Origin of the sequence: Aeromonas salmonicida subsp. salmonicida, from assembly GCF_001643305.1 — a bacterium.
In the GTDB taxonomy this organism is placed as follows: Bacteria; Pseudomonadota; Gammaproteobacteria; order Enterobacterales; family Aeromonadaceae; genus Aeromonas; species Aeromonas salmonicida.
This window is the reverse complement of sequence record NZ_LSGW01000118.1, coordinates 17,068-39,973: the sequence shown is the minus strand read 5'-3', so window position 1 is coordinate 39,973 and position 22,906 is coordinate 17,068. Positions and strand designations below refer to the sequence as shown.

At 60.5% G+C, this 22,906-nt stretch carries 21 protein-coding genes; 11 read left to right on the top strand and 10 right to left on the bottom strand.

The genetic code is table 11. From position 1 onward, the window contains the following. Positions 1–39 precede the first annotated feature (39 nt). The 3 genes from recG to gntU form a co-directional block, all read right to left on the bottom strand. Positions 40–2,109, bottom strand: a complete 2,070-nt coding sequence (recG, locus tag AXW79_RS21365; RefSeq protein WP_005319842.1) for an ATP-dependent DNA helicase RecG — start codon at positions 2,107–2,109, stop codon at positions 40–42. Between the two features lie 203 nt (positions 2,110–2,312). Then, the gene (gene pssA / locus AXW79_RS21360) at positions 2,313–3,662 is read right to left on the bottom strand and encodes a CDP-diacylglycerol--serine O-phosphatidyltransferase (RefSeq protein ID WP_005319837.1); all 1,350 of its coding nucleotides are present in this window, start codon (positions 3,660–3,662) and stop codon (positions 2,313–2,315) included. Positions 3,663–3,808: 146 nt separating this feature from the next. Further along, positions 3,809–5,149 carry a gluconate transporter gene (gntU, locus tag AXW79_RS21355; protein ID WP_011899209.1) on the bottom strand — a complete coding sequence of 447 codons (1,341 nt, stop codon included), beginning with the start codon at positions 5,147–5,149 and terminating at the stop codon, positions 3,809–3,811. A 245-nt stretch (positions 5,150–5,394) separates the two neighbouring features. Here gntU and AXW79_RS21350 point away from each other — a divergent pair, with 245 nt between their 5' ends. Genes AXW79_RS21350 through AXW79_RS21340 form a run of 3 tightly spaced genes read left to right on the top strand, consistent with a single transcriptional unit; the run spans position 5,395 to position 8,348 of the window. Further along, positions 5,395–5,904 (top strand): gluconokinase, encoded by a 510-nt coding sequence (locus tag AXW79_RS21350; RefSeq protein ID WP_005319830.1) that lies wholly within the window; start codon positions 5,395–5,397, stop codon positions 5,902–5,904. Further along, positions 5,901–7,697 carry a phosphogluconate dehydratase gene (edd, locus tag AXW79_RS21345; protein ID WP_005319827.1) on the top strand — a complete coding sequence of 599 codons (1,797 nt, stop codon included), beginning with the start codon at positions 5,901–5,903 and terminating at the stop codon, positions 7,695–7,697. Before AXW79_RS21350 ends, edd begins: the two co-directional genes overlap by 4 nt. A gap of 9 nt (positions 7,698–7,706) precedes the next feature. Continuing rightward, positions 7,707–8,348, top strand: coding sequence for a bifunctional 4-hydroxy-2-oxoglutarate aldolase/2-dehydro-3-deoxy-phosphogluconate aldolase (locus AXW79_RS21340; RefSeq protein ID WP_005319824.1), 642 nt, complete (start codon positions 7,707–7,709; stop codon positions 8,346–8,348). A gap of 148 nt (positions 8,349–8,496) precedes the next feature. Here AXW79_RS21340 and AXW79_RS21335 read toward each other — a convergent pair whose 3' ends face one another. After that, positions 8,497–9,504, bottom strand: coding sequence for a substrate-binding domain-containing protein (locus AXW79_RS21335; RefSeq protein WP_005319822.1), 1,008 nt, complete (start codon positions 9,502–9,504; stop codon positions 8,497–8,499). 89 nt (positions 9,505–9,593) lie between these two features. Between AXW79_RS21335 and AXW79_RS21330 the strand changes: the two genes are divergently transcribed. Beyond that, a complete protein-coding gene (locus tag AXW79_RS21330; RefSeq protein ID WP_005319819.1) occupies positions 9,594–10,244 on the top strand; it encodes a Qnr family pentapeptide repeat protein in 651 nt (216 codons plus the stop codon). Between the two features lie 170 nt (positions 10,245–10,414). Here AXW79_RS21330 and AXW79_RS21325 read toward each other — a convergent pair whose 3' ends face one another. Together AXW79_RS21325 and gpmM are read right to left on the bottom strand one after the other, a co-directional pair. Then, the gene (locus tag AXW79_RS21325; protein WP_043151374.1) at positions 10,415–11,821 is read right to left on the bottom strand and encodes a peptidoglycan DD-metalloendopeptidase family protein; all 1,407 of its coding nucleotides are present in this window, start codon (positions 11,819–11,821) and stop codon (positions 10,415–10,417) included. Positions 11,822–11,830: 9 nt separating this feature from the next. Further along, the gene (gene gpmM / locus AXW79_RS21320) at positions 11,831–13,360 is read right to left on the bottom strand and encodes a 2,3-bisphosphoglycerate-independent phosphoglycerate mutase (RefSeq protein ID WP_005319813.1); all 1,530 of its coding nucleotides are present in this window, start codon (positions 13,358–13,360) and stop codon (positions 11,831–11,833) included. Positions 13,361–13,685: 325 nt separating this feature from the next. Here gpmM and AXW79_RS21315 point away from each other — a divergent pair, with 325 nt between their 5' ends. From AXW79_RS21315 to gpsA, 3 genes are read left to right on the top strand one after another with little or no spacing between them, the layout of a single operon-like run. Continuing rightward, positions 13,686–14,117 carry a rhodanese-like domain-containing protein gene (locus tag AXW79_RS21315; protein WP_005319811.1) on the top strand — a complete coding sequence of 144 codons (432 nt, stop codon included), beginning with the start codon at positions 13,686–13,688 and terminating at the stop codon, positions 14,115–14,117. 47 nt (positions 14,118–14,164) lie between these two features. Further along, positions 14,165–14,635 carry a protein-export chaperone SecB gene (secB, locus tag AXW79_RS21310; RefSeq protein ID WP_005319808.1) on the top strand — a complete coding sequence of 157 codons (471 nt, stop codon included), beginning with the start codon at positions 14,165–14,167 and terminating at the stop codon, positions 14,633–14,635. A 2-nt stretch (positions 14,636–14,637) separates the two neighbouring features. Further along, the gene (gene gpsA, locus AXW79_RS21305; protein ID WP_005319805.1) at positions 14,638–15,642 is read left to right on the top strand and encodes an NAD(P)H-dependent glycerol-3-phosphate dehydrogenase; all 1,005 of its coding nucleotides are present in this window, start codon (positions 14,638–14,640) and stop codon (positions 15,640–15,642) included. 107 nt (positions 15,643–15,749) lie between these two features. Here the strand turns inward: gpsA and nfuA are convergent, their stop codons facing one another. Continuing rightward, a complete protein-coding gene (gene nfuA / locus AXW79_RS21300; RefSeq protein ID WP_005319803.1) occupies positions 15,750–16,328 on the bottom strand; it encodes a Fe-S biogenesis protein NfuA in 579 nt (192 codons plus the stop codon). 218 nt (positions 16,329–16,546) lie between these two features. Beyond that, positions 16,547–17,275 carry a ComF family protein gene (locus tag AXW79_RS21295; protein WP_011899207.1) on the bottom strand — a complete coding sequence of 243 codons (729 nt, stop codon included), beginning with the start codon at positions 17,273–17,275 and terminating at the stop codon, positions 16,547–16,549. Between the two features lie 38 nt (positions 17,276–17,313). Here AXW79_RS21295 and bioH point away from each other — a divergent pair, with 38 nt between their 5' ends. The 4 genes from bioH (at position 17,314) to AXW79_RS21275 (ending at position 19,554) form a co-directional block, all read left to right on the top strand. Next, positions 17,314–18,078: a pimeloyl-ACP methyl ester esterase BioH gene (gene bioH / locus AXW79_RS21290; RefSeq protein ID WP_005319797.1), complete on the top strand. Its 765-nt coding sequence runs from the start codon at positions 17,314–17,316 to the stop codon at positions 18,076–18,078. 71 nt (positions 18,079–18,149) lie between these two features. Continuing rightward, the gene (locus tag AXW79_RS21285; protein WP_005319796.1) at positions 18,150–18,383 is read left to right on the top strand and encodes a hypothetical protein; all 234 of its coding nucleotides are present in this window, start codon (positions 18,150–18,152) and stop codon (positions 18,381–18,383) included. Between the two features lies 1 nt (position 18,384). Beyond that, positions 18,385–19,185 (top strand): putative metalloprotease CJM1_0395 family protein, encoded by an 801-nt coding sequence (locus AXW79_RS21280; RefSeq protein ID WP_005319794.1) that lies wholly within the window; start codon positions 18,385–18,387, stop codon positions 19,183–19,185. A gap of 90 nt (positions 19,186–19,275) precedes the next feature. Next, the gene (locus AXW79_RS21275; protein ID WP_005319791.1) at positions 19,276–19,554 is read left to right on the top strand and encodes a hypothetical protein; all 279 of its coding nucleotides are present in this window, start codon (positions 19,276–19,278) and stop codon (positions 19,552–19,554) included. A 37-nt stretch (positions 19,555–19,591) separates the two neighbouring features. Here the strand turns inward: AXW79_RS21275 and AXW79_RS21270 are convergent, their stop codons facing one another. Together AXW79_RS21270 and greB are read right to left on the bottom strand one after the other, a co-directional pair. Next, a complete protein-coding gene (locus tag AXW79_RS21270) occupies positions 19,592–21,898 on the bottom strand; it encodes a Tex family protein (protein ID WP_011899206.1) in 2,307 nt (768 codons plus the stop codon). A 347-nt stretch (positions 21,899–22,245) separates the two neighbouring features. Next, entirely contained in the window at positions 22,246–22,719 is a 474-nt protein-coding gene (gene greB, locus AXW79_RS21265) for a transcription elongation factor GreB (RefSeq protein ID WP_005319766.1), read from the bottom strand. Positions 22,720–22,906: the final 187 nt, after the last annotated feature.

Below are 22,906 nucleotides of genomic sequence, written 5' to 3'. Positions count from 1 at the left end.
GCCTGAGTGTCACGTTAGTTCTTTCTTGTTCTGCTCTACTCAGGCGTTGGAGTAGTGATCCCGCAGACCCAGCCAGCGCCGGATGAGCGGTTCAACATGGGCGGGATGCCTGTCCATCAGGAAGCGCGCCATCTTCTGTACCTGAGGGATGAGTGGCTGGTCGCGCACCAGGTCGGCAATTTTGAGATCGGCCAGCCCGGTCTGGCGGGTACCTAGCAGTTCCCCCGGGCCGCGCAGCTCGAGATCGCGCTGGGCGATCAGGAAGCCGTCGTTGGTCTCCCGCAATACCCCGAGTCGGCTCTGGGCCGTCTTGGACAAGGGAGCATGATAGAGCAGCACGCAATGAGAGGCCACAGAACCGCGACCGACCCGGCCGCGCAGCTGGTGCAACTGGGCCAGCCCGAGCCGCTCCGGGTTTTCGATGATCATCAGGCTGGCGTTGGGTACATCCACCCCCACCTCTATGACTGTGGTGGCGACCAGCAGCTGCAGTATGCCCGCCTTGAACTCCTCCATCACCCGCTGCTTTTCGACCGGCCGCATCCGGCCGTGTACCAGCCCGATATGCAGGCCGGGCAGCTGGTTTTGCAGCTCGGCGGCGGTATCCTCGGCGGCCTGGCACTCCAGCACCTCGGACTCTTCGATCAGGGTACAGACCCAGTAGGCCTGCTTGCCCTCTTCACAGGCCAGCTTGACCCGCTCGATCACATCCGGGCGACGGCTGTCCGGCAGCGCCACCGTGGTGATGGGGGTGCGGCCCGGTGGCAGCTCGTCGATGACGGAGGTGTCGAGATCGGCATAGGCGGTCATCGCCAGGGTGCGGGGTATGGGAGTGGCAGTCATGATGAGCTGATGGGGATGGACTCCCTCCCGCTCCCCTTTTTCCCGCAGCGCGAGGCGCTGATGCACCCCGAATCTGTGCTGTTCATCGATGATGACCAGCGCGAGGCGTTGGAACACCACCTGCTCCTGGAAGATGGCGTGGGTGCCCACCACCATCTTGACGCTGCCATCGGCGATGGCGGCGAGCTGGGTTTCCCGCGCCTTCCCTTTCTGCTTGCCCGCCAGCCAGCCGACCCCGATACCGAGCGGCTCCAGCCAGTTGGCGAAGTTGATGGCATGCTGTTCGGCCAGCAACTCGGTCGGTGCCATCAGCCCCACCTGGCAGCCGTTGCCGATGGCCTGGAGGGCTGCCAGCGCCGCAACCAGCGTCTTGCCGGAGCCCACGTCCCCCTGCACCAGGCGCATCATGGGGTAGCTGCGTTGCAGGTCCTGGTTGATCTCGGCTACCACCCGATTCTGGGCACCGGTCGGTTTGAACGGCAGCGCTTCCAGCAATTGCTTGACCAGGGCAGGTGCCGGCTTGAGGGCGCGCGCCAGCTGGGTTTGCGCCTGGGCACGCACTTTGAGCACCGACAGGTTATGGGCCAGCAGCTCTTCCAGCACCAGTCGTTGCTGGGCCGGGTGCTGGCCGCTCTCCAGCAAGGCCAGCGCCACCGAGGGGGGCGGGCGATGGAGCAGGCGCAGGGCGGCGGCCAGATCGATCTGCTGGGGATAGAGGCCTGCAGGCAGCAGCTCCTCCACCCCGTACAGGTCGAGTTGAGCCAGCGCCTGATCGGTGAGGCTACGCAGGGTGAGCTGGCGCAGCCCTTCCGTGGTGGGGTAAACGGGGGTGAGTGCCTCTTCGGTCTGACCTGCCTGTTCTTCACCGAGCAGCTTGTACTCGGGGTGGGCCATCTCGAGCCCGTATTTGCCGGGGCGCACCTCGCCGAAGCAGCGGATCAACCTGCCCTGCCCCAGGCTGTTTTTCTGGGCTGCGGTGAAGTTGAAGAAGCGAAGGGTCAGAGTACCGGTGCCGTCACTGATGCGGCAGACCAGCATGCGGCGGCGCCCCATCACCAATTGAGTGTCCTGGATTTCGCCCTCGACGGCGCCGTGCAGCCCGGGCGGCAGATCGCCGATGGGCCACACCTGGGTACGATCCTCGTAACGAAGGGGGAGGTGGAACAGCAGATCCTGTACCGTGGCCAGCCCCAGTCGCTCGAGTTTTTCCTGCATCTTGCTGCCGACGCCCTTGAGGCTGTCGAGGGAGATTTTATCCAATTTCATCAATTAGATGCCCGAAAACACTGTAAATATGTCCAAATGATAGGGGTTATTGACGTCTCGGTGCAAGCCGCGTTGCAGTGACACCTGGCGCCAGGCCAGAGGTGGGATGCGGACCATGGCAGAGCCTGACAAAAAGGCCTGCCGAAAACGGCAGGCCTTTGCACTGGTGTAAACGAGTGAGGACGGGCAGCGTGTACGCCGGATCAGATGATGCGCTTGAGCAGGATATGGGCCCTGACCCTGTGGATCCTGGCCAGCAGCTTGCGTACCTGTTCCGGGTAGTCCTTGATCTGCTCTATCTGATCGAAGTGGCTGATCCGCTTGGTGTTGGCGAGTATGTTCTCCCGCTCCCCGTTGAACTGGGCGCGCAGGTGATGGCGACGATCGTACACCAGCAGGCCGTTCTCCAGATCAAGCGCCCAAGCGCGAGGGTTCAGGTTGTTGCCGGTGAGCAGTGCCCACTCGTCATCCACGAAGATCCCCTTGAGGTGGTAGGAGTTGCGCTCGCAGCACCACAACATCAGGTTGAGACGGCCGGCATCGATATGATGCTGATTGCGCTCGGCAAACTTGCGCAGATTGGTCTCGTACAGATAAGGCAGGCCACCTATGGTGGTGAACTTCTCTTCCGGAGGGATGAAGAAGTCGTTGGCCGTCTTGTCGCCCACCACTATGGTCACCTTGCAGCCGCGCTTGAGCAGGGCTTCGATGTCCTTGTTCAACTCCTTGGGCGGGTTGAAATAGGGGGTGCAGATGAAGATCTCCCGCTCGGTGGCACGCACCAGGGTACGGATCATCTTGTTGAGCTGATTGCCCCGCTTGCCTAGCCCCGTCATCGGAGTGATGGCGATCTCCTGGCTGTTGACCGGCATGCTCTCGAAGCGGTACTGGCCCAGGCGCAGGCTGTGCTTGAAGCGGCGGATCGGCCCCTTCAGTTGCTTGGCGGTGGGAATGTCGCTGCGATCGAGTCGCTGCACCGCTTCGCTCTTGAGAAAGAGATCGTCCACATAGTTGACCATGCAGCGGGTCAGCTCTGGGCTGGTGATCTGGTGATAACGGTCGAAACGGTAGCGATCCTGCTGATGCAGGTAGATATCGTTGAGGCTGGCACCGGAGTAGAGCAGGGTGTCATCGAAGATGAAGCCCTTGAGGTGCAGCACCCCGAGCAGCTCTCGTCCCTTGACCGGCACGCCGTAGATGGCGATCTGGTGTTCATGGCGGGCGGCCATTTCCTGATACATCAGGTGATTGCCCCCCTGCTTGCCTTTGCCGATCAGGCCGCGTTGGGCACGGTGAAAATCCACGAACAACTTGATGTCCAGGGCCGGGTTGCGCTGCTTGGAGGCGTAGAGGGCAGACAGAATTTCCCGTCCCGCCTCGTCATCTTGCAGATAGAGCGCCACCAGATAGATGCGCCGAGTCGCGCTGGCGATAAGCGAAAGGATCCGGCTCTTGAAGTCCTTGGCGCTGTTGAGCACCTGAAACTGATCTGCGGCGACAGCGATCTGGGGCAGACGAGCCAACAGTTGTCGATAATGTGCCGATGAATGCATAGAGAAACCTGAAATCACTGCGTTAAGCGTTCCACTCGGAGCGATGGATAGGCGATTCTAGCAACCTCAACCTGTTAGCCAAAGAAAGAATCGTCATAAAGATGAAAAAGGCCTCACATCGGAGGCCTTTTTGACAGCGGTTATGTTCAAAGGAAGCTGTAGATAATCATCGCCATGACGCCACCCGTGGTGCCTATGATGGTCTCCATCACTGTCCAGGTTTGCAGGGTCTGCTTCTCGGAGAGGCCCAGGTAGCGGTTGGCCAGCCAGAAACCCGAGTCGTTGACGTGGGAGAGGACGATGGCTCCGCCGCCGATGGCGATGGTCACGGCCGCCAGTTGGGCTCCGTTCAGACCGAGCGGTTCCAGCATGGGCAGCAGCAGGCCGCAGGCGGTCAGCATGGCGACGGTGGCAGAACCCTGAATGACCCGCACGGCCGCCGCCAGGATAAAGGCCAGCGCGACTATGGGCAGGCCGGAGTCTGCCAGCATGTTGCCAAGGGCGGCGCCCACACCGGAATCCACCAGTATCTGCTTGAAGACGCCACCGGCACCGGTCACCAGTATGATGACGCCGGCAGGCTGGATGGCGCTGTTGCAGACGTTCATCACCTCGTCACGGGACATGCCGCGGCGCACCCCCAGCAGATAGAAGGCGGCCAGACAGGCGACCATGATGGCGGTGAAGGGGTGGCCGACGAACTCCAGCCAGTTATGCAGGGTGGATCCCGCCTCGACGAAGCGGCCGACTATGGTCTTGAGGCCAATCATCAGCAGCGGCAGACCGATCAGGCCCATGGCCAGTCCGAAGGAGGGGAGAGTCTTGCTATCGTCATGGGCGCTGCTCTGGGCATCGGCAGGGAGCGGCACATCCACCACCTTGCTGATCAGGTCGCCGAACAGGGGGCCCGCCAGGATCAGGGCTGGCACGGCGGCGATCAGACCGAACAGTATCATGTAGCCAAAATCGGCCCCCAGCTGGGACGCTACCAGAATGGGGCCTGGCGCGGGGATGAGGAACGCCTGGCAGGTGGCGATGCCCGCCAGCAGCGCTATGCCTATCTTCACCACGCTGCCACCGCCACGGCGGACAATGGCAAAGGCCACCCCGATCAGCAGCACTACGGCGACGTCGAAGAAGAGCGGCAGAGCGCAGACGAAGCCAGTCAGTGACATGGCCCAGTTGGCGCGCTTGACGCCGAAGGTACCGAGCAGGGTATGGGCTACCCGGTCGAGGGCGCCGGTGACTTCCATCACCTTGCCAAACATGGCGCCCAGCGCCACCACAACGGCGACGAAGCCCAGGGTGCCACCCATCCCTTTCTGGATGGTAGTGGCGATCTCAGCCGGGTTCATGCCGGCGGCGAGGCCGGCCACCATGGAGACCAGGATGAGGGAGACGACCGCGTGCAGGCGGGCCTTCATCACCAGAAAGAGCAGCAGCACTATGGAGCCCGCGGCCGTCATGATCAGGGAGAGGTCAGACATTGTTGTGCGTTCCTTGTTCCAAGTTCAGTATCGACACCCTGCTGATCCGTCAGCAGACCATATCTTTATGATTTATTTAGATTTATGGCCAGGGCTCAAGGTCGATTGCCCAGGTGACTGTGAGTTCGCTCAGTCTGTGGCAGACTTCACATTTCTTGTTGTTACCGGTAACATGTTGCCGGTAACGTGCTAAGTTAGAACCCATCAGCAGCACGATTTTTGAAAAATGGGATAGAGGTCAAACAATGGCGGGCAAGAGCATTATCGTGATGGGTGTGTGTGGTAGCGGCAAGTCCAGTGTCGGCCTCAAGGTGGCCCAGGCGCTGGGTGCCAAGTTCATCGATGGTGATGACCTGCACCCCAGAGCCAATATTCAGAAGATGGCGGGTGGCAACCCCCTCAACGATGAGGATCGTGCCCCCTGGCTGGAGCGGATCCGTGATGCGGCTTACAGCCTGGAACAGAAGAACGAGGTGGGCGTGATCGTCTGCTCGGCCCTCAAGAAGCAGTACCGCGACCAGATCCGCGATGGCAATGAGTCAGTGCATTTCCTGTTTCTGGACGGTGATCAGCCGCTGATCCTCGAACGGATGCGGGCACGCAAGGGCCATTTCATGCGGGAAAGCATGGTACAAAGTCAGTTCGATACGCTGGAACGTCCGGATGGCGAGGCCGGGGTATTCCATATCGATATAGATGGCACCTTCGAACAGGTGGTCGACCGCGCCGTCTCAGCGTTGGAGCAAGCCGTATGACACACATTGTTATTTCCGAGGTTACTGCGCGCATTCGTGAGCGCAGTGTCGCCCGTCGCCAGGCTTTCCTGGCGCGTATTCAGCGCCAGGCCGAACAGGGAAAGACCCGCGCCGCCCTGGCCTGCGGTAACCTGGCCCACGCCGTAGCCGCCTGTAGCAGTGACGAGAAGGGTCGCATTCTCGACATGACCCGCGCCAACGTCGGCATTGTCACTGCGTACAACGACATGCTGAGCGCCCATCAGCCCTATCAGGGCTACCCGGACATCATCAAGGCGGCACTGGCCGAACTCGGCCACAGCGCCCAGGTGGCGGGTGGCGTACCGGCCATGTGCGATGGTGTGACTCAGGGTCAGCCGGGGATGGACATGTCTTTGTTTTCCCGCGATCTCATCGCCCAGGCGACCGCGCTGTCGCTCTCCCACAACACCTTCGACGCCACCCTGCTGCTCGGCATCTGCGACAAGATAGCCCCGGGCCAGATTATGGGGGCGCTCTCCCATGCTCACCTGCCCACCGCCTTCGTGCCGGCCGGCCCCATGGCCAGCGGCATCAGCAATGATGACAAGGTAAAGGTGCGCCAGCAGTACGCCGCCGGTGAACTGGGCCGCGACGCCCTGCTGGAGATGGAGTGCGGCGCCTATCATGCGCCGGGTACCTGCACCTTCTACGGCACAGCCAACACCAACCAGCTGGTGTTCGAGGCCATGGGCCTGATGCTGCCGGGCTCTGCTTTTGTGCATCCTCACAGCGAGTTGCGCCACGCGCTCACTGAAGAAGCCGCCCGTCGCATCAGCGCCATGATCCCTGGCTCTCCTGCCTACCGCCCCTTGAGCGAGGTGCTGGATGAGCGCTCCCTGGTCAATGGTCTGGTGGCCCTGCTCGCCTCCGGCGGCAGCACCAACCACAGCATCCACATGGTGGCGCTGGCGCGGGCCGCCGGCCTGCACCTGACCTGGGACGACATCAGCGATCTCTCCGATGTGGTGCCGCTCTTGGTACGCATGTACCCGAACGGCCCGGCCGATGTGAATGCCTTCGAGCAGGCGGGCGGCGTGCCCGGCCTGATGCGTCGTCTGGCGCAAGAGGGGCTGATCCACATGGATGCCACCCCTGTGTTTGGCGAGATGCAGCATTACCTCAGCCGTCCCGCTCTGGTGGATGGCGAGCTGGTGTGGCAGCCGGTGGGTGAAAGCAGCGATGCGAGCGTGCTGTCGCCGACCGGCTCCGTATTCCAGGCCACCGGCGGCACCAAGCTGCTGGCGGGCAATCTGGGCCGCGCCGTGGTCAAGGCCTCCGCCGTGGCGCCCGAGTATCGCGTTATCGAAGCGCCCGCCCGAGTTTTCTCCTCCCAGCACGCTGTGGAGGCGGCCTACAAGGCTGGCAGTCTCAATCAGGATGCCGTTATCGTGGTGCGCCACAACGGCCCGGCGGTCAACGGCATGCCGGAGCTGCACAAGTTGATGCCTGTGCTCGGCAACCTGCAGAAGGCGGGGCACAAGGTGGCGCTGGTTACCGATGGTCGCCTCTCAGGCGCCTCCGGCAAGATCCCGGCTGCCATCCATGTCACCCCGGAAGCCTTGCACGGCGGCGCCATTGGCCTGCTGCGCGATGGCGATCTGCTGCGGGTGGACGCGGTGACTGGCCGCCTCGACTGCCTGACCGATTTGAGTGGCCGTACCCAGGCCGAGATTGATCTCACTCTGGAACAAGAGGGGTGGGGCCGTGAACTGTTCAGCGTGATGCGTCGCGCGGTATCGAGCGCCGAGTGTGGCGCCACCATCTTTGATTAAGGAAGCGTTATGCAAAACTGGAAAGTGACCCCTGCCGAGGTGTTTGCCGCCTCTCCGCTGGTACCCGTGATGGTCATCAACGATCTGGAACAGGCCCTGCCGATGGCCAAGGCGCTGCTCGACGGCGGCATCTCGGTATTCGAGATCACCCTGCGCACCCCGGTGGCGCTCGATGCCATCGCCCTCATCGCCAAGGCGATGCCGGATGCCATGGTCGGTGCAGGCACAGTGCTCAACTGCGCGCAGTTTGACGCAGCCGTGGCCGCCGGTGCCCGCTTCGTCATCTCCCCGGGGATGACACCGGCGCTGCTGGCCCATGCGGCCAACAGCACGGCGCCGCTGATCCCGGGCGTTGCCACCGCCTCCGAGGTAATGCAGGCGCTGGAAGCAGGCTACGACCACCTGAAGTTCTTCCCGGCCGAAGCGAACGGCGGCACCAAGGCGCTGGCTGCCATTGCAGCACCGCTTCCCCAGATCAAATTCTGCCCCACCGGTGGCATAGGCCCGAAAAACGTGGCCGACTATCTGGCGCTGAAATGCGTCGCCACCGTCGGCGGTTCCTGGATGCTGCCGGCCGATGCGGTCAAGAGCGGCAACTGGGAAGAGGTGAGCCGCCTCTCTCGCGAAGCGGTCGAGCTAGTTAAACGCTAAGCGCGCGTTCTTTATAAAAAAGAGCAGGCCACCTGGGGTGACCTGCTCTTTTTTTGCCTTTGAATCAGGAGGATAAATCGGCTGGCGTTTCGGATCAGACTGCTTCGCGTGCGTACCGTCAGGCTTTGACCCTCCCTTCGCGCAAGCGTCAGCCCAGGCTCTCCCCGACATAGAGGGAGAAGCCCATATCCTTGCGGGTGTCGGGCAGTGGCTGGCCGCTGAGTCGGGCCAGCAGCATGGTCGCCGCCTCACTGCCTATCTCCTTGCGTGGTGTGACGATACTGGCCAGCTTGGGGGTCATGGCATGGCCTATGTCGAGGGCGTTGCTGCCAGCGATGGCGATCTGCTGGGGGACGGGTATCCACTTTGCCTGACACTGCAGCAGGGCGCCAACCGCCAAGTCGTCATTGGTACAGAAGAGGCCATCGAGGTCGGGATAGCGCACCAGCGCCTGATCCAGCAGTTGACCACCCAGGGTGAAGCTGGAGGATTGCTCGGTCAGCAGGTGCTGACCTGTCAGGCCGAAATCGGCCATCGCCTGGTAGTAACCCTCCATCCTCAGCTGGGTGCGCACGTCGAGCCGCGCCCCCAGGTAAACCAGCTTGCGTCGGCCCCGGCGCAGCATCTCTGTTACCATGGCCCGGGCGGCGGCCCTGTGATCCATCCCCACTACCATGTCGATGGGGGCTTGCGGCAGATCCATGGTTTCCACCACAGGAATGCCGGCGGTGGCGATCATCTTGCGGGTGCGCTCCGTGTGCTGGCTGTCGGAGAGGATCAGGCCGTCCACGTGATAGGAGAGCAGGGAGGCCACCTGCTCCTCTTCCCGCTCCGGGCTGTAGCCGTAGTGAGCGAGCAGGGTCTGGTAGCCGGCAGGCCGGGTCACCGACTCTATGCCGTGCACCACGGCGGAGAAGACCTGGTTGGAGAGGGAGGGGATCAGGATGCCGATCGCCTTGCTGGTGGCGTTGGAGAGAATGTCCGGCGCCCGGTTGGGGATATAGCCCAGCTCTTCCACTGCGGCGGCGATCCGCTCACGGGTGCCCTCGGCCACGGCATGGGGATCGCGCAGATAGCGGCTGACGGTCATCTTGGTGACCCCGGTCAGGTCGGCTATGTCCTGCAGTGTAGGGCGGCGTTTGCGGGTGTCGTTCATCTGGGGATCCGGCAGGAATGTTACACGTAACATTACCGTTTTTGTTTAACAAAGTCAGCATATGACGCCATCAGTAGAGGATGACTCGGATGATCAAGGGCAAGTGCTTCGAGGGGAAGCGTTTCGAACAGCAGGATGTGGAAGAGGAACAGTTTGATGGTTGCCGCTTTGTCGACTGCAACTTCTCCTGGCTGGACTTGAGCGAGAGCCGCTTCGTTGACTGCACCTTCTATGAGCGGGAGCGCGAGCTGGGCTGTCAGTTGCAGGGTTGCGACCTGCGGGAGGCGAGCTTTCTGCGCTGCGATCTGACTCTGGCAGATCTCAGCCGCAGCCAGTGCCTGGGGCTGGAGATGCGCGACTGTCAGGCCATGGGCATCAATTTCGCCCACGCCAGCTTCGCCAACCAGATCACCGTCAAGAGCTACTTCTGCGAGGCCCATCTTACGGGCAACAATTTCAGCTACGCCAACTTCGATGGCTGCCTGCTGGAGCGATGCGAGCTCAGTGGCAACCGCTGGCAGGGGGCCAGCCTGCTGGGGGCCTCGTTGGCGGGATCTGATCTGAGTGGCTCCGAGTTTGGCCAGATAGACTGGGCCAGCTTCAACCTGCAGGGCTGTGATCTGCGTCAGTGCGATCTCCCCGGGCTGGATCTGCGCCGGATCAACCTGGACGGCGTGCAGATCAATGAAGAGCAGCAACAGGATTTGCTGGAGCAGATAGGTCTGGTGGTGTTTCCTTGAATGTTTCGGAAAAGAGGTAAATTTCCACCATCTGGCACTGAGCTGCGGTGAATGCTGCGATCAAAAAAGCCTGCGTAATGCAGGCTTTTTGTCATTTTGGCTGACCAGTGATCAGTCGGCTCTTGGTCAATCCCCTTTGAGGGGATCAATGCATTATCCGGCATATCTGATCAGCCCTTGGCCAACCATTTTGTCGGGTTGATGGCCTCACCCTGATAGCGGATCTCGAAGTAGAGGCCGGGTCTGTCCTGGCCGCCACTGTCGCCGACCAGAGCCACAGGTTCGCCCTGTTCCACATTCTGGCCAACCTGGCGCAGCAGCGACTGATTGTGACCATAGAGGCTCATATAGCCACGGCCATGGTCGATCACCAGCAACATGCCGAAACCGTCCAGCCAGTCGGCGTAGACTATCTGGCCCGGTGCGACCGCCTTGACCTGGGTACCTTCGCTGGCACCGATCAGAGTGCCCTTCCACTTGAGCTGGGCGGTGCGCGGCGAGCCATAGGAGATGAGGATGGGCCCCTGCACCGGCCAGCGCAGGCTGCCGTTGGTCTTGAGACCGCCGTAGCCGCCACTGCTTGCCTTGGCGCTGCTGTTGCGCGCAGCGGCTTGCTGATCAGCCACCCTGTCTTGTTGTTCGGCGACTCTCTGCTGCTCGGCGGCGAGTCGTTGCTGCTCGCCGACCTTCTGTTGTTGAGCCGCGATCCGCTGTTGTTCTGCAATCCGTTTCTGTTCGGCGGCCAGTCGTTGGGCCTCCAGACGGCGCTGGCGTTCCTGCTCGGCTTTCAGCTTGGCCAGCCGTTCCCGCTCTGCCCGCTCGCGACGCTCCTGCTCTTCCCGCTGGCGGCGAAGCTCTTCCAGCCTGGCTTTCAGGGCTTTTTCCGCCTTGACCAGCTTGGTCAGCTTCAGCTCGTCGTTTTGCACCGATTGTTGCAACTGGTTGCGCACCTTGGCACGGCTCTGCTGGCTGGCCAACAGGCTCTGGTGATGCTGTTGCTGTTCGCTCAGCAAGGATTGCAGCTTGCTCTCGGTCTCTTTGGTGGCCTGCTGGTTTTTGGCCAGCTTGGTGCGGGTCGCGCGCAGGGCTTCGATGGCCTCGATGCGGGCCTTGTTGAGATAGTCGTAGTAGTCGAGAGAGCGGCTCAGTTTGGCCGGATCCTGCTGGTTGAGCAGTAGTTTGAGGTAATCGTGGTTGCCCGCCTGGAAGGCGCTTTCCGCCTGCTTGGCCAGCAACTGCTTCTGATGCTTTGCCTGTTGTTCCAGATCCAGCTTGTCCTGTTGCAGGCTTACCAGCTTTTGCTGGTTTTTTTTCAGCTGTTGCCTGGTCTGCTCGAGCTTGGCCGCTGCGGCCGAAATGGCCTGCTCGTCAGCCTTGAGCTGAGTATTGAGTTTGGTCAGCTCTTGCTTGCTGAGCTTGATGGTTTTCTGCTGTTCCTTTATCTGGGACTGCATGTTGCCGAGCTGCTGGTTGGCAGCCAGGGCCTTGCCCGCGATAAACGACAGGCAAAAAAACAGCGCGCCGGCCAACAGGCCGACGCGACTGGTTTTGTTTGAAATAACTTCGCATCCCCGCATGGGGAAGGATTATTTCAGAATCATCAGGGGCTTGCCAGTCATTTCCGGCGGCACAGGAAGACCCATCAGGGTCAGCATGGTCGGGGCCAGATCGGACAGTTTGCCACCTTCAAGCACCTCGGCCTTGCGACCGAAATAGATGAGGGGAACCGGCAGGTTGGTGTGGGCTGTGTGAGCCTGACCGGTCTCTTCGTCCAGCATCTTCTCGGCGTTGCCGTGGTCGGCGGTGATCAGGCATTCGCCGCCTACTTCGGCCAGGGCCTCGGTGACGCGACCGACGCAGTGGTCAACGGCTTCACAGGCTTTGACGGCCGCATCGAATACGCCGGTGTGGCCGACCATGTCGCCGTTCGGGTAGTTGCAGATGATGGTGTCGTACTTGCCACTCTTGATGGCAGCGACCAGCTTGTCGGTCAGCTCTTCGGAGCTCATTTCCGGCTGCAGGTCATAAGTCGCCACTTTCGGGCTGGCAACGATCTCGCGGTCTTCACCGGTGAAGCAGGACTCTTCGCCACCGTTGAAGAAGAAGGTGACGTGGGCGTACTTCTCGGTTTCGGAGATGCGCAGCTGGGTCTTGCCCTGCTTGGCCAGCCACTCACCCAGGGTGTTCACCAGGGCAGTCGGCGGGTAGGCACAGGCAGTTTTGATGTCGGCCGCGTATTCGGTCAGCATCACGAAGTTCAGCGCAGGGGTGGCGGCACGGGCAAAGCCGGTGAAGTCACTGTCAACGAAGGCGCGGGTGATTTCACGGGCGCGGTCGGCACGGAAGTTCATGAAGATCAGGGCATCGCCATCCTGCATGGGGGCGGCAGCACCGATGCGGGTGGCCTTGACGAACTCGTCGTTCTCGTCGCGGGCATAGGCGGCGGCCAGGGCTTCGCTGGCGCTGTCGGCGGTGAACTCGCCCTTGCCCTGAGTCATCAGGTCATAAGCTTGCTGCACGCGATCCCAGCGGTTGTCACGATCCATGGCGAAGTAGCGGCCGATCATGGAGGCGAAACGACCCTTGCCCAGACGGGCAAACAGGGCATCGAACTGTTCGATGGAGGACTGGGCGGAGCGCGGCGGAACGTCGCGGCCATCCAGGAAGGCGTGGAAGTAGATCTGCTCGGCGCCACGCTTGGCGGCCATCTCGATCATGCCCATGATGTGCTCTTCGTGGCTGTGTACGCCACCCGGGGACATCAGACCCATGATGTGAACGGCTTTGCCCTTGGTCACGGCAGAATCGAGAGCCTTGGCCAGTTCGACGTTCTGGAAGAAGTCGCCGTCCTTGATCTCTTTGGAGATACGGGTCAGCTCCTGATAGACGATGCGACCGGCACCTATGTTGACGTGGCCCACTTCGGAGTTACCCATCTGACCATCCGGCAGACCCACATCCAGGCCGGAGCCGGAGATCAGGGTGCTGGTGTAGTCACGGGCGAGACGGTCGAGGTTGGGAGTTTTGGCGGCAGCGACGGCGTTGTGCTCTTGCTTGGTGCTGTAGCCCCAACCGTCCATGATGACCAGAACCAAAGGTTTCTTAGCTGTTGACATAAGGCTATGTCCTCTCGGATAGGAATGAATTGCGGGAAGTGAAACTAGCGTAATATTACTACATCTGCCGAAATAGTCACCTGATAGCCAAGCCCTTGCCAACACCCGCCGCGGACTGTTGCCAGCCTGTTTCCCCTTTGTCGCCGGCTTGTCCCCTCACTCGACGAATCCTCGCCCCAAGAGACGGGATGCCACTTTTTATTCCGATCCGTTATGGAGGTCCCGCCTGATGGGAGCCCGCTCCCGCTTTGCCGCCAAGATGGCTGATCTTGGTGGGGTCACCATGTATACTCGGGCCCTTGTCTTGGTCCCTGGATAGTAGAAGATGCAAGAGTATTTGGATTTTGCGGCCCGTAACCCGCTGCTGACCGCAGCCTGGTTCGGCCTGGCAGGCACCCTGGTTTACACCAGCGTGCGTGCTCGTTTTTCTCCGGTGAAGACGGTGAACAACCACACGGCTACCCTGCTGATCAACCGTGAAAATGCCACCGTGGTGGATATTCGCAGTCAGGAAGAGTTTGCCAAGGGTCATCTGGCCGGTGCCCAGCACCTGCTGCTCAGCCAGATCCAGAGCAATAATCTGGGCCCGGTTGAAAAGCATAAAGATGCCCCCATCATAGTGGTGTGCGAGTCGGGGATGACCGCTGGTGGCGCGGGTCGCCAACTGAGCAAGGCCGGTTTCAAGCAGGTGTATGTGCTCAGCGGTGGCATGGCCCAGTGGCGTGCAGATAATCTGCCGGTGACCAAAAAACGCTGATTTAAGGGCCTGCGCCCACTCATTATCTTAAAAAGGAATCAAACGAAATGGCTGACGAAATCAACAACCAGGAAGTGCAACCGGAATTCCACATCCAGCGTGTCTACACCAAGGATGTCTCTTTCGAAGCCCCGAATACCCCGCACATCTTCCAGAAAGAGTGGCAGCCGGACGTCAAGCTGGACATGGACACTAAGACCAACATCCTGGCTGATGGCGTGTACGAGGTTGTACTGACCCTGACCGTGACCTGCAAGCTGGAAACCGAGACTGCTTTCCTGTGTGAAGTCCAGCAAGCCGGTATCTTCACCATAGGCAACCTGCCGGAGCCGCAACTGGCTCACTGCTTGGCCGCCTTCTGCCCGAACATCCTGTTCCCCTATGCCCGCGAAGCCGTGGCCAACATGGTGAGCAAGGGGTCCTTCCCGCAGCTGAACCTGGCACCGGTCAACTTCGATGCCCTGTTTGCCCAGCACATGGCGCAAGCACAGGCCCAGCAGGCGACTGCGGAAGCCTGATAATGGCTGACCAGATCGCTATCTCGGTCTTGGGGGCGGGGTCTTATGGCTCCGCTCTTGCCATTTCTCTGGCGCGCAACGGTCATCCGACCCTGCTGTGGGGTCACGACCCTGCCCATGTCGCCGAGCTGGAACACGACCGCTGCAACAAGGCCTTTTTGCCTGATGTTCCTTTTCCTGCGGATCTGCAACTGACCGCCGATTTGCAACGGGCGGTACAAGCCGCTCCCGTCCTGCTGCTGGTGGTGCCGAGCCATGTGTTCGGCCAGGTGCTGAGCCAGGTCAAACCCTTCCTGCGCCCCGATACCCGTATCGCCTGGGCCACCAAGGGGCTTGAACCTGACAGCGGCCGTCTGCTGCAGGATGTGGCCCGTGATGTGCTGGGGGAGACTATTCCGCTGGCCGTGATCTCGGGCCCCACTTTTGCCAAGGAGCTGGCCGCCGGTCTGCCGACCGCCATCTCGGTGGCGTCGACTCACGACGACTTTGCCGATGAGCTCTCCCATCTGCTGCACTGCGGCCGTTCGTTCCGGGTTTATACCAATCCGGATTTCGTCGGCCTGCAACTGGGTGGTGCGGTCAAGAACGTCATCGCCATCGGTGCCGGTCTCTCTGATGGTCTGGGCTTTGGCGCCAACGCCAGAACCGCGCTCATCACCCGGGGTCTGGTGGAGATGCAGCGCCTCGGTGCGGCGCTGGGTGCCGATGCCAAAACCTTCATGGGGATGGCGGGGCTCGGGGATCTGGTGCTGACCTGTACCGACAACCAGTCCCGCAACCGTCGTTTCGGTCTGGCTCTAGGTGCAGGCAAGGCGGTGGAGACTGCCATGGCCGAGATCGGCCAGGTGGTGGAAGGTTATCGCAACACCAAGGAGGTGCATCTGCTGGCGGCCCGTTGTGGCGTCGAGATGCCCATCTGCGAGCAGATCTTCCAGGTGCTCTACCAGGGCAAGAACCCGAAAGAAGCCGCGATTGCTCTGCTCAGTCGGGACAAGCGCGACGAATAAGCCTCATCCGTTTGCCGGATAGCAAAAGGCCCTGCCAGATTGGCGGGGCCTTTTCATGTGCGGTCAGAGGGGATCAACCCTGATGGATGATCGCCACTGGCACGGGATCAATAGTAGGAGTGATCGCCGCGCTGGTGCTCGGTGGCATCTTTGACGCCGTTGAGCTCGCCAGGGAATTTTTCCAGCAGCTGCTTCTCGATCCCCTCTTTCAGGGTGTAATCGACCATGGAGCAACCGTTGCAACCGCCGCCAAACTGCAGGATGGCCAGCTTGTCTTCGGTCAGCTCGACCAGAGTTACCTTGCCACCGTGACCGGCCAGCATGGGGTTGACCTCGGACATCAGCACATATTCAATGCGGTCGATCAGCGGTGCATCGTCGGCTACTTTGCGCATCTTGGCGTTTGGTGCTTTGAGGGTGAGCTGGGAGCCCATCTGGTCGGTGACGAAGTCGATGGTGGCATCGACCAGGTAAGGGGCGCTCAGAGGATCAACTAGGCAGTCGAATCCGCTGAAAGGCAGGTGTTGATCTTCCGGATCCACCGCATCGGGCGGGCAATATGATACGCCGCACTCGGCATTCTGGGTTCCCGGATTGACCACAAACACCCGGATATTGGTGCCATCAGGCTGTTTTTTCAGCAGTTTACGGAAATGGGCCTGGGCGGTGTCGGAAATGCTGATCATCACTATCCTCATAAACCTGAGTGTACGACTAGGGTATTCATGATAACTCGCTTGGCAGTGCTTGGGTAGCATGCAGATGGCGCTTAACATATGTCAAATATACCTATGGCAGCCTGATGTGGCTGAGCCTGCGGGATATATGCTGAGGATGTTTGCGGGGCGGCACGCATCTCCATCGCTGCCTTATGTACCCGAGCTTGCGGTATACATACCTAGGGTCATTTGAGATGTTTTAGCGTACGGCAAATGGCCCACACTTCCACTTTTTCGATGCCGCTCTCATGCAGTAAGCGGGTGAGCTGGCCCGCCGTCGCCCCCGTGGTTACCACATCGTCGAGCAGGGCCACATGCCGATAGTGATGGGAGCGAACGTGAAAGGCGCCCCGCAGATTCCGCCGCCGCTGACCGGCACTGAGCCGGGTCTGTTGCGGGGTTGCCTTGGTGCGACTCAGCAACTGCTTATCGCAAGGAATGCCGGTGATCTGGCTGAGGGTGGTGGCTATCTCTTCAGCCTGATTGAAGCCGCGCCACCACTGCCGCCACCAGTGCAGGGGAACAGGGATGATGACTTCTGGGAGCTCGTCGCTTTTCAGATGATCGGCCAGCAGGCGTGCGAGCAGTGGCGCCAGCAGGATCTGGCCGGCGTATTTCAGCTGGGGAATGAGCATGGGGTAGGGGGCCTGATAGTCGCCAATGACCTGCAACCGCTCCCAGGGTGGTGGCCTGCGCTGGCAGCGGCCGCAGATCAGCTCCTTATCTCCCATGTATTCCGGCAAGGGGGCCGCGCACAATGTGCATCTGGGGTAGGACTGGTACAGGGCTTGTCGACACCAGCTACAAAGCAGTGGCTGGCTATCACAAGCTTGCAGGCAGAGCAGACAGCTGCCCTGCCAGTCGGCATGGCTGCCAAGGATCGGACTTGCTTTGGCTAGCAGCCGCTTTAACATGCTGACCCCAAGAGAATGAACAGGGATCTTGAGTCTAGATGAGCGTATCGGTAGAGCGATTTGGTCAGGGACCCGATCTGGTGCTGTTGCACGGATGGGGCATGAATGGCGCAGTCTGGCATGGTATTGCCCAGCAGTTGGCGGCACATTATCGGCTGCATCTGGTGGACTTGCCCGGGTTTGGCAACAGTCCGCTGCGCGAGGGGAGTGATTATTCATTGCCCTGGCTGGCAGAGCAGATTGCCATAGTCTTGCCACAGAAGTGCCATCTGCTCGGCTGGTCCCTCGGTGGTCTGGTAGCAAGCCAGCTGGCCTTGACTCAGCCTGAGCGACTTCATTCGCTTATCACTGTGGCCAGCTCTCCCTGTTTCATGGCCCGGGATGAGTGGCCAGGTATAGCTCCCAAGGTGCTGACCGGTTTCAATCAGATGTTGGCGGGAGACTTCAGACAGACCATAGAACGCTTTCTGGCGATCCAGGCCATGGGCAGCGAGCATGCCCGTGATGATATCCGTCAGCTGCGCCACTGGCTGGCGGAACGCCCCGCCCCTCAGTTTGCTGCGCTGGAGGCCGGACTCGGTTTGCTGGCAGATGTGGACCTGCGCGATGAGCTGCTACAACTGAGCCTGCCCTGGCTGCGCGTCTATGGCCGGCTGGATTCCCTGGTGCCTAAAGCCTCCATTGCGCTGCTGGATGAGCGCTACCCAGCCAGCCACAGCGTGGTGCTGGAAAAAGCCTCACACGCACCCTTTATTTCCCATCCCCAACAGTTCGTTGAAATCGTTCGATATTTTGTTGGTTAAAAAACAGACGATTTACTTCATTAATCTTCTGGCGTGACGGATAATTAATCCAATATCAGAGGAGAGTTGTCATGCGCATAGATTCTGCATTGAACAGCGGAGTACAAGGGTTTCAGCGAGCGGAGCAGATTGCCGACAAGGCATCCAGCCAGATTGCCCGGCTTAACACACCGAGCGGCGATCAGGTGCAGTTGCCTGACGAGCTGGTCAACCTCAAGGTGGCCGAGGTGCAGGCTGGTGCCTCTGCCAAAGTGATCCAGACTGCCAGTGACATGATGGGTACCCTGATCGATATCCGAGTCTGACATGAACATCAATGTCAGTCTGCCGACCCTTATTCCTAATCAGCTGCAACCGCAGACGGAATCGGCACGCACTGACAATCGCCGTGCAGCACTCATCCCCCAGACTCGTCAGAGCGAGGCATTCAATGCCGAGCCTGAAGTCGGCTCGCAGAAAGACAAGTCCAAGACCAGCCAGGCCAATGCCGCCCAGACCTCTCAGCAGACGCGGGAAGGGTCACAGACCAGCACCCCGCAAACGCCCGTGGATAACCGCTTTGTTGAAGCCACGGGTGAGGATGGCCAGCGCAACAAGCAACAGCAGGATCCCAAGCAGCAGGAGCAGCAACAAAAGCAGGAGCTGCAGATCAAGGAGCTGGTGGACAGGGATCAGGAGGTTCGCACCCACGAGCAGGCTCATCAGGCTGCAGGCGGCCAGTATGCCAGTAGCCCTACTTATCAATTCTCGATGGGACCGGACGGCAAGCGTTATGCCACTGGTGGTGAGGTGTCCATCGATATCGGGACTATCCCTGGTGATCCTGAAGCCACCATTGCCAAGATGCAGCAGGTACGGGCAGCCGCTCTGGCGCCTGCCGAGCCTTCCGGACAGGATCTGAGTGTGGCCAGAAGTGCCACAGCCAAGGAAGCCCAAGCCCGCAAGGCAATGATGACATCCAGCTCCCAGTCAGGCGCTACGTTTGCTGATGGTGCACGGACCGGCGTGCTGCACACCTATATGGAACAACGTAATCAGGTCATCGCCCAGCGATATCAACAGGCGGTCAGGCCAGCGGCGCAGCAGGGTCTCAGCCTAAGCGTCTAGGCATACTACTTTTCCCCGATTTTTCTATCCCGACCCGGGTTTTTGCAACTAATCTGAGGGGTAATCCCATTCATCCTCACAGGAGTCGCCATGCACTTTGATGAAGTCAAACCGGAAGATTTTGCCACCTTCTCCCGTGTTCCCCCTCCTCACCTTCAGATGGAACAGTTCTTGATGCAACTCGGTGGCGGCGGGACTGAAGGGACCCATTTCAAGAAGAAGGTCATGCTGGCGGCCGGCTGGAGCCACACCGGCGTCGTTTCTTATGGCAAGTACCCGCAGGAAGCCTGCAAGGCATTCAACCGGCTGCGGGAGGTGCTGGTACAACATCAGGATCCGGAAGGTATTCTGGCTACTCTCAGTCAGTAAGCCTGGCCTTGTAAAAAAGCCCCTCGCGGGGCTTTTTTCATTTCTTGGTTTTGGAGAGAGCAGCAGCGAACGCACTGCCCATGGCGCCCCCCATGGGCGCTGCCTGACGGGGCTCGTTTCTGGGTTTGGCACTGCCAGCGTTGCGTGGCTCGGCAGGCTTGCGGGCCGGTTGTCCGGCTTTTTCGTCCAGCCGCATGGTCAGGCTGATCCGCTTGCGCGGGGCATCGACCTCCAGCACCTTGACCCTCACTATGTCCCCCGCCTTGACCACCTCGCGAGGGTCCTTCACGAAGCGATCCGTCAGGGAGGATATGTGGACCAGCCCGTCCTGATGGACACCGATATCGACGAAGGCGCCGAAGTTGGTGACGTTGGTGACCACGCCTTCCAATATCATCTCTGGCGCCAGGTCGCTTATCTTCTCTACCCCATCCTTGAAGGTGGCGGTCTTGAACTCGGGGCGCGGGTCGCGGCCAGGCTTGTCCAGCTCGCCTATGATGTCGGTGACAGTGGGCACGCCGAACTGCTCATCCGTATAGTCAGCCGGCTTCAGGCTGCGTAGCAGGCTGCCGTTGCCGAGCAGGCTTTCAACTTGCTGCTGGAGTTGCGCCAGGATCCTTTCAACCACAGGGTAGGATTCCGGGTGTACCGCCGAGCTGTCGAGAGGATTGCTGCCCCCACGAATACGCAGGAAGCCGGCACACTGCTCGAATGCCTTGGGGCCGAGCCGGCTCACCTTCAGCAACTGCTGGTGGCTCTGGAAGGCGCCGTGCTCGTCCCGATAGGCGACGATATTCTGGGCTAGTGTCTGGGAGAGACCGGAGACCCGATTCAACAGGGCGACCGAGGCTGTGTTCACATCCACCCCGACTGCGTTCACGCAATCCTCGACCACTGCATCCAGCCGCCGTGCAAGCTGGCTCTGGCCTACGTCGTGCTGGTATTGGCCCACACCGATACTCTTGGGATCGATCTTGACCAGCTCGGCCAGGGGATCCTGCAGGCGGCGGGCGATGGAGACGGCGCCACGGATAGAGACATCCAGATCCGGGAACTCCTGGGAGGCAAGCTCGGAAGCGGAGTAGACAGAGGCACCCGCCTCGCTGACCACAACCTTTTGCGCCTTGGCTGCGGGGTAGCGCTCGAATAGTTCGCTCACCAGCCGATCGGTTTCCCGCGAGGCGGTGCCGTTGCCGATGCTGATGAGCTCCACCTTGTGCTTCTGGCACAGCTCGCTAAGGGTTTTGAGGCTCTGATCGACCTGTTTCTTCGGCTCGAACGGGTAGATAGTGGCGTGATCGACCAGCTTGCCAGTGGCGTCGACCACGGCCACCTTGACCCCGGTACGGATACCTGGATCCAGCCCCATGGTGCAGCGCATGCCAGCCGGGGCTGCCATCAGCAGATCCTGGAGGTTCATGGCAAACACCTTGATCGCCTCCTCTTCTGCCGATTCGCGGATCCGGCCGATCAGCTCGGTCTCCATCTGCAGCGACAGCTTGATCTTCCATGTCCAGCTCACGACACCTTGCAGCCACTTGTCGGCCGGACGGCTTTGCAGATTGAGTTTGAGGTGGTGGGCTATGATGCCTTCACAAGGGCTGGCGCTCTCGTTTTCACCTGTGACCAGCGCCAGATTGAGGACCCCCTCATTGCGCCCGCGCAGCATCGCCAGTACCCGGTGGGAGGGAGCCTTGTGCAGCGGCTCGTCATGTTCGAAGTAGTCCTTGAACTTGGCCCCTTCCTGTTCCTTGCCTGCCACCACGCGAGCGCGCAGGGTGGCGTTGTGCCACAGATAGTCCCGCAATTTCTCCAGCAGGTCTGCCTGCTCTGCGAAGCGCTCCATCAGTATGTAGCGGGCTCCATCAAGGGCTGTCTTGCTGTCGGTGATGCCTTGCTCGGAATTGAGGAAGCCGGCAGCGGCCTGTTCGGGATCCCGCATCGGGTCCGTGAGCAGCAGGGTCGCCAGTGGCTCGAGCCCCGCCTCTATGGCCATCTGTCCCTTGGTGCGACGCTTGGGTTTGTAAGGGAGATAGAGATCTTCCAGCCGGGTCTTACTGTCGGCGCCATTCAGCTCGCGGGTCAGCTCAGGGGTGAGTTTGCCTTGCTCCTCGATGGAGCGAATGATTACCTGGCGCCGATCCTCCAGCTCGCGCAGATAACCAAGGCGGCTCTCCAGGGTGCGTAGCTGGCTGTCATCCAGGCCACCAGTCACCTCTTTGCGGTAACGGGCGATAAAGGGTACTGTCGAGCCTTCATCCAGCAGGCGCACGGCTGCCTGCACTTGTTCCGGACGGGCATTCAGCTCACCGGCAATCTGTCTCTCTATTACATGGCTGTGCATCGGGGATCTCTGTGGTCGCTTCTATCCAACTGGCCTGGGTGGCGTCGACTTGCTGCTGGGTATATTGCCTGCCAGCAGGTCGCGTCTCTACGCCATGGGGATGTGCATCATGGCGTGTACCGAGAGTGCCACCGAGATCGGTTTGCGCCATAAGGCGCCAAATGTGAGCACTATATGGGGTCGCGCGACTGTATGCCACCCTGGCGAAATGACGTAAATGGCTGTTGAGCCCAAGGGAGAGGGAAGAGACCGAGCGATCCGCTCCCCGTCATGGAAGAGAAGATGTCCGGGAGGGAAGAGCACTCTGCTGACCTGGATGGCGGGGAGGAGAAGTCTCCCCGGCTGCGTCATTTGGGATAGCTGATGTCATTGATATACCAGCAGGCGTCACCGACTGGCGTAGGTACTATGGCCTCATCCCCGACCTCTTTCTTGAGCAGGGCCCGAGCCATGGGAGAGTCGATGGAGATGTAATCCTTGCGGCCAAAAATCTCGTCATAACCGACGATGCGAAAGCGCTTGGTGTCACCCTCTTCGTTTTCCACCTCGACCCAGGCGCCGAAGAACACCTTGCCCTCCTGGGCGGGAGCATAATCGACGATCCCCAGCTCCTCGAGGCATTTGCGCAGGTAACGCACCCGTCTGTCGATCTCCCGCAGCCGCTTCTTGTTGTACTGGTAGTCTGCATTCTCGCTGCGATCCCCAAGGCTGGCGGCCCAGGCCACCTTGCGCGTGGTCTCGGGGCGCTCTTCGCGCCACAGGAAATCGAGCTCTTCTTTCAGCTTGTTGTAGCCTTCGCGGGTGATGAGCTTGGTCTTCATGGATTTCAGGTACCTGCGTCAATGTGGGCTGATGAGCCTCTTATGGCTCGGCGGATCTTAGTCGCTGCCATTTCTGTGTCGAGCAAAAACTGCGTCGTCATCAGGGGACCGCATGGTCGACAGGCGCTGACGGCAGAGGGATCAAGGGATGCCATGGGCAATAACCGGTAACATATTTATGCTTTGC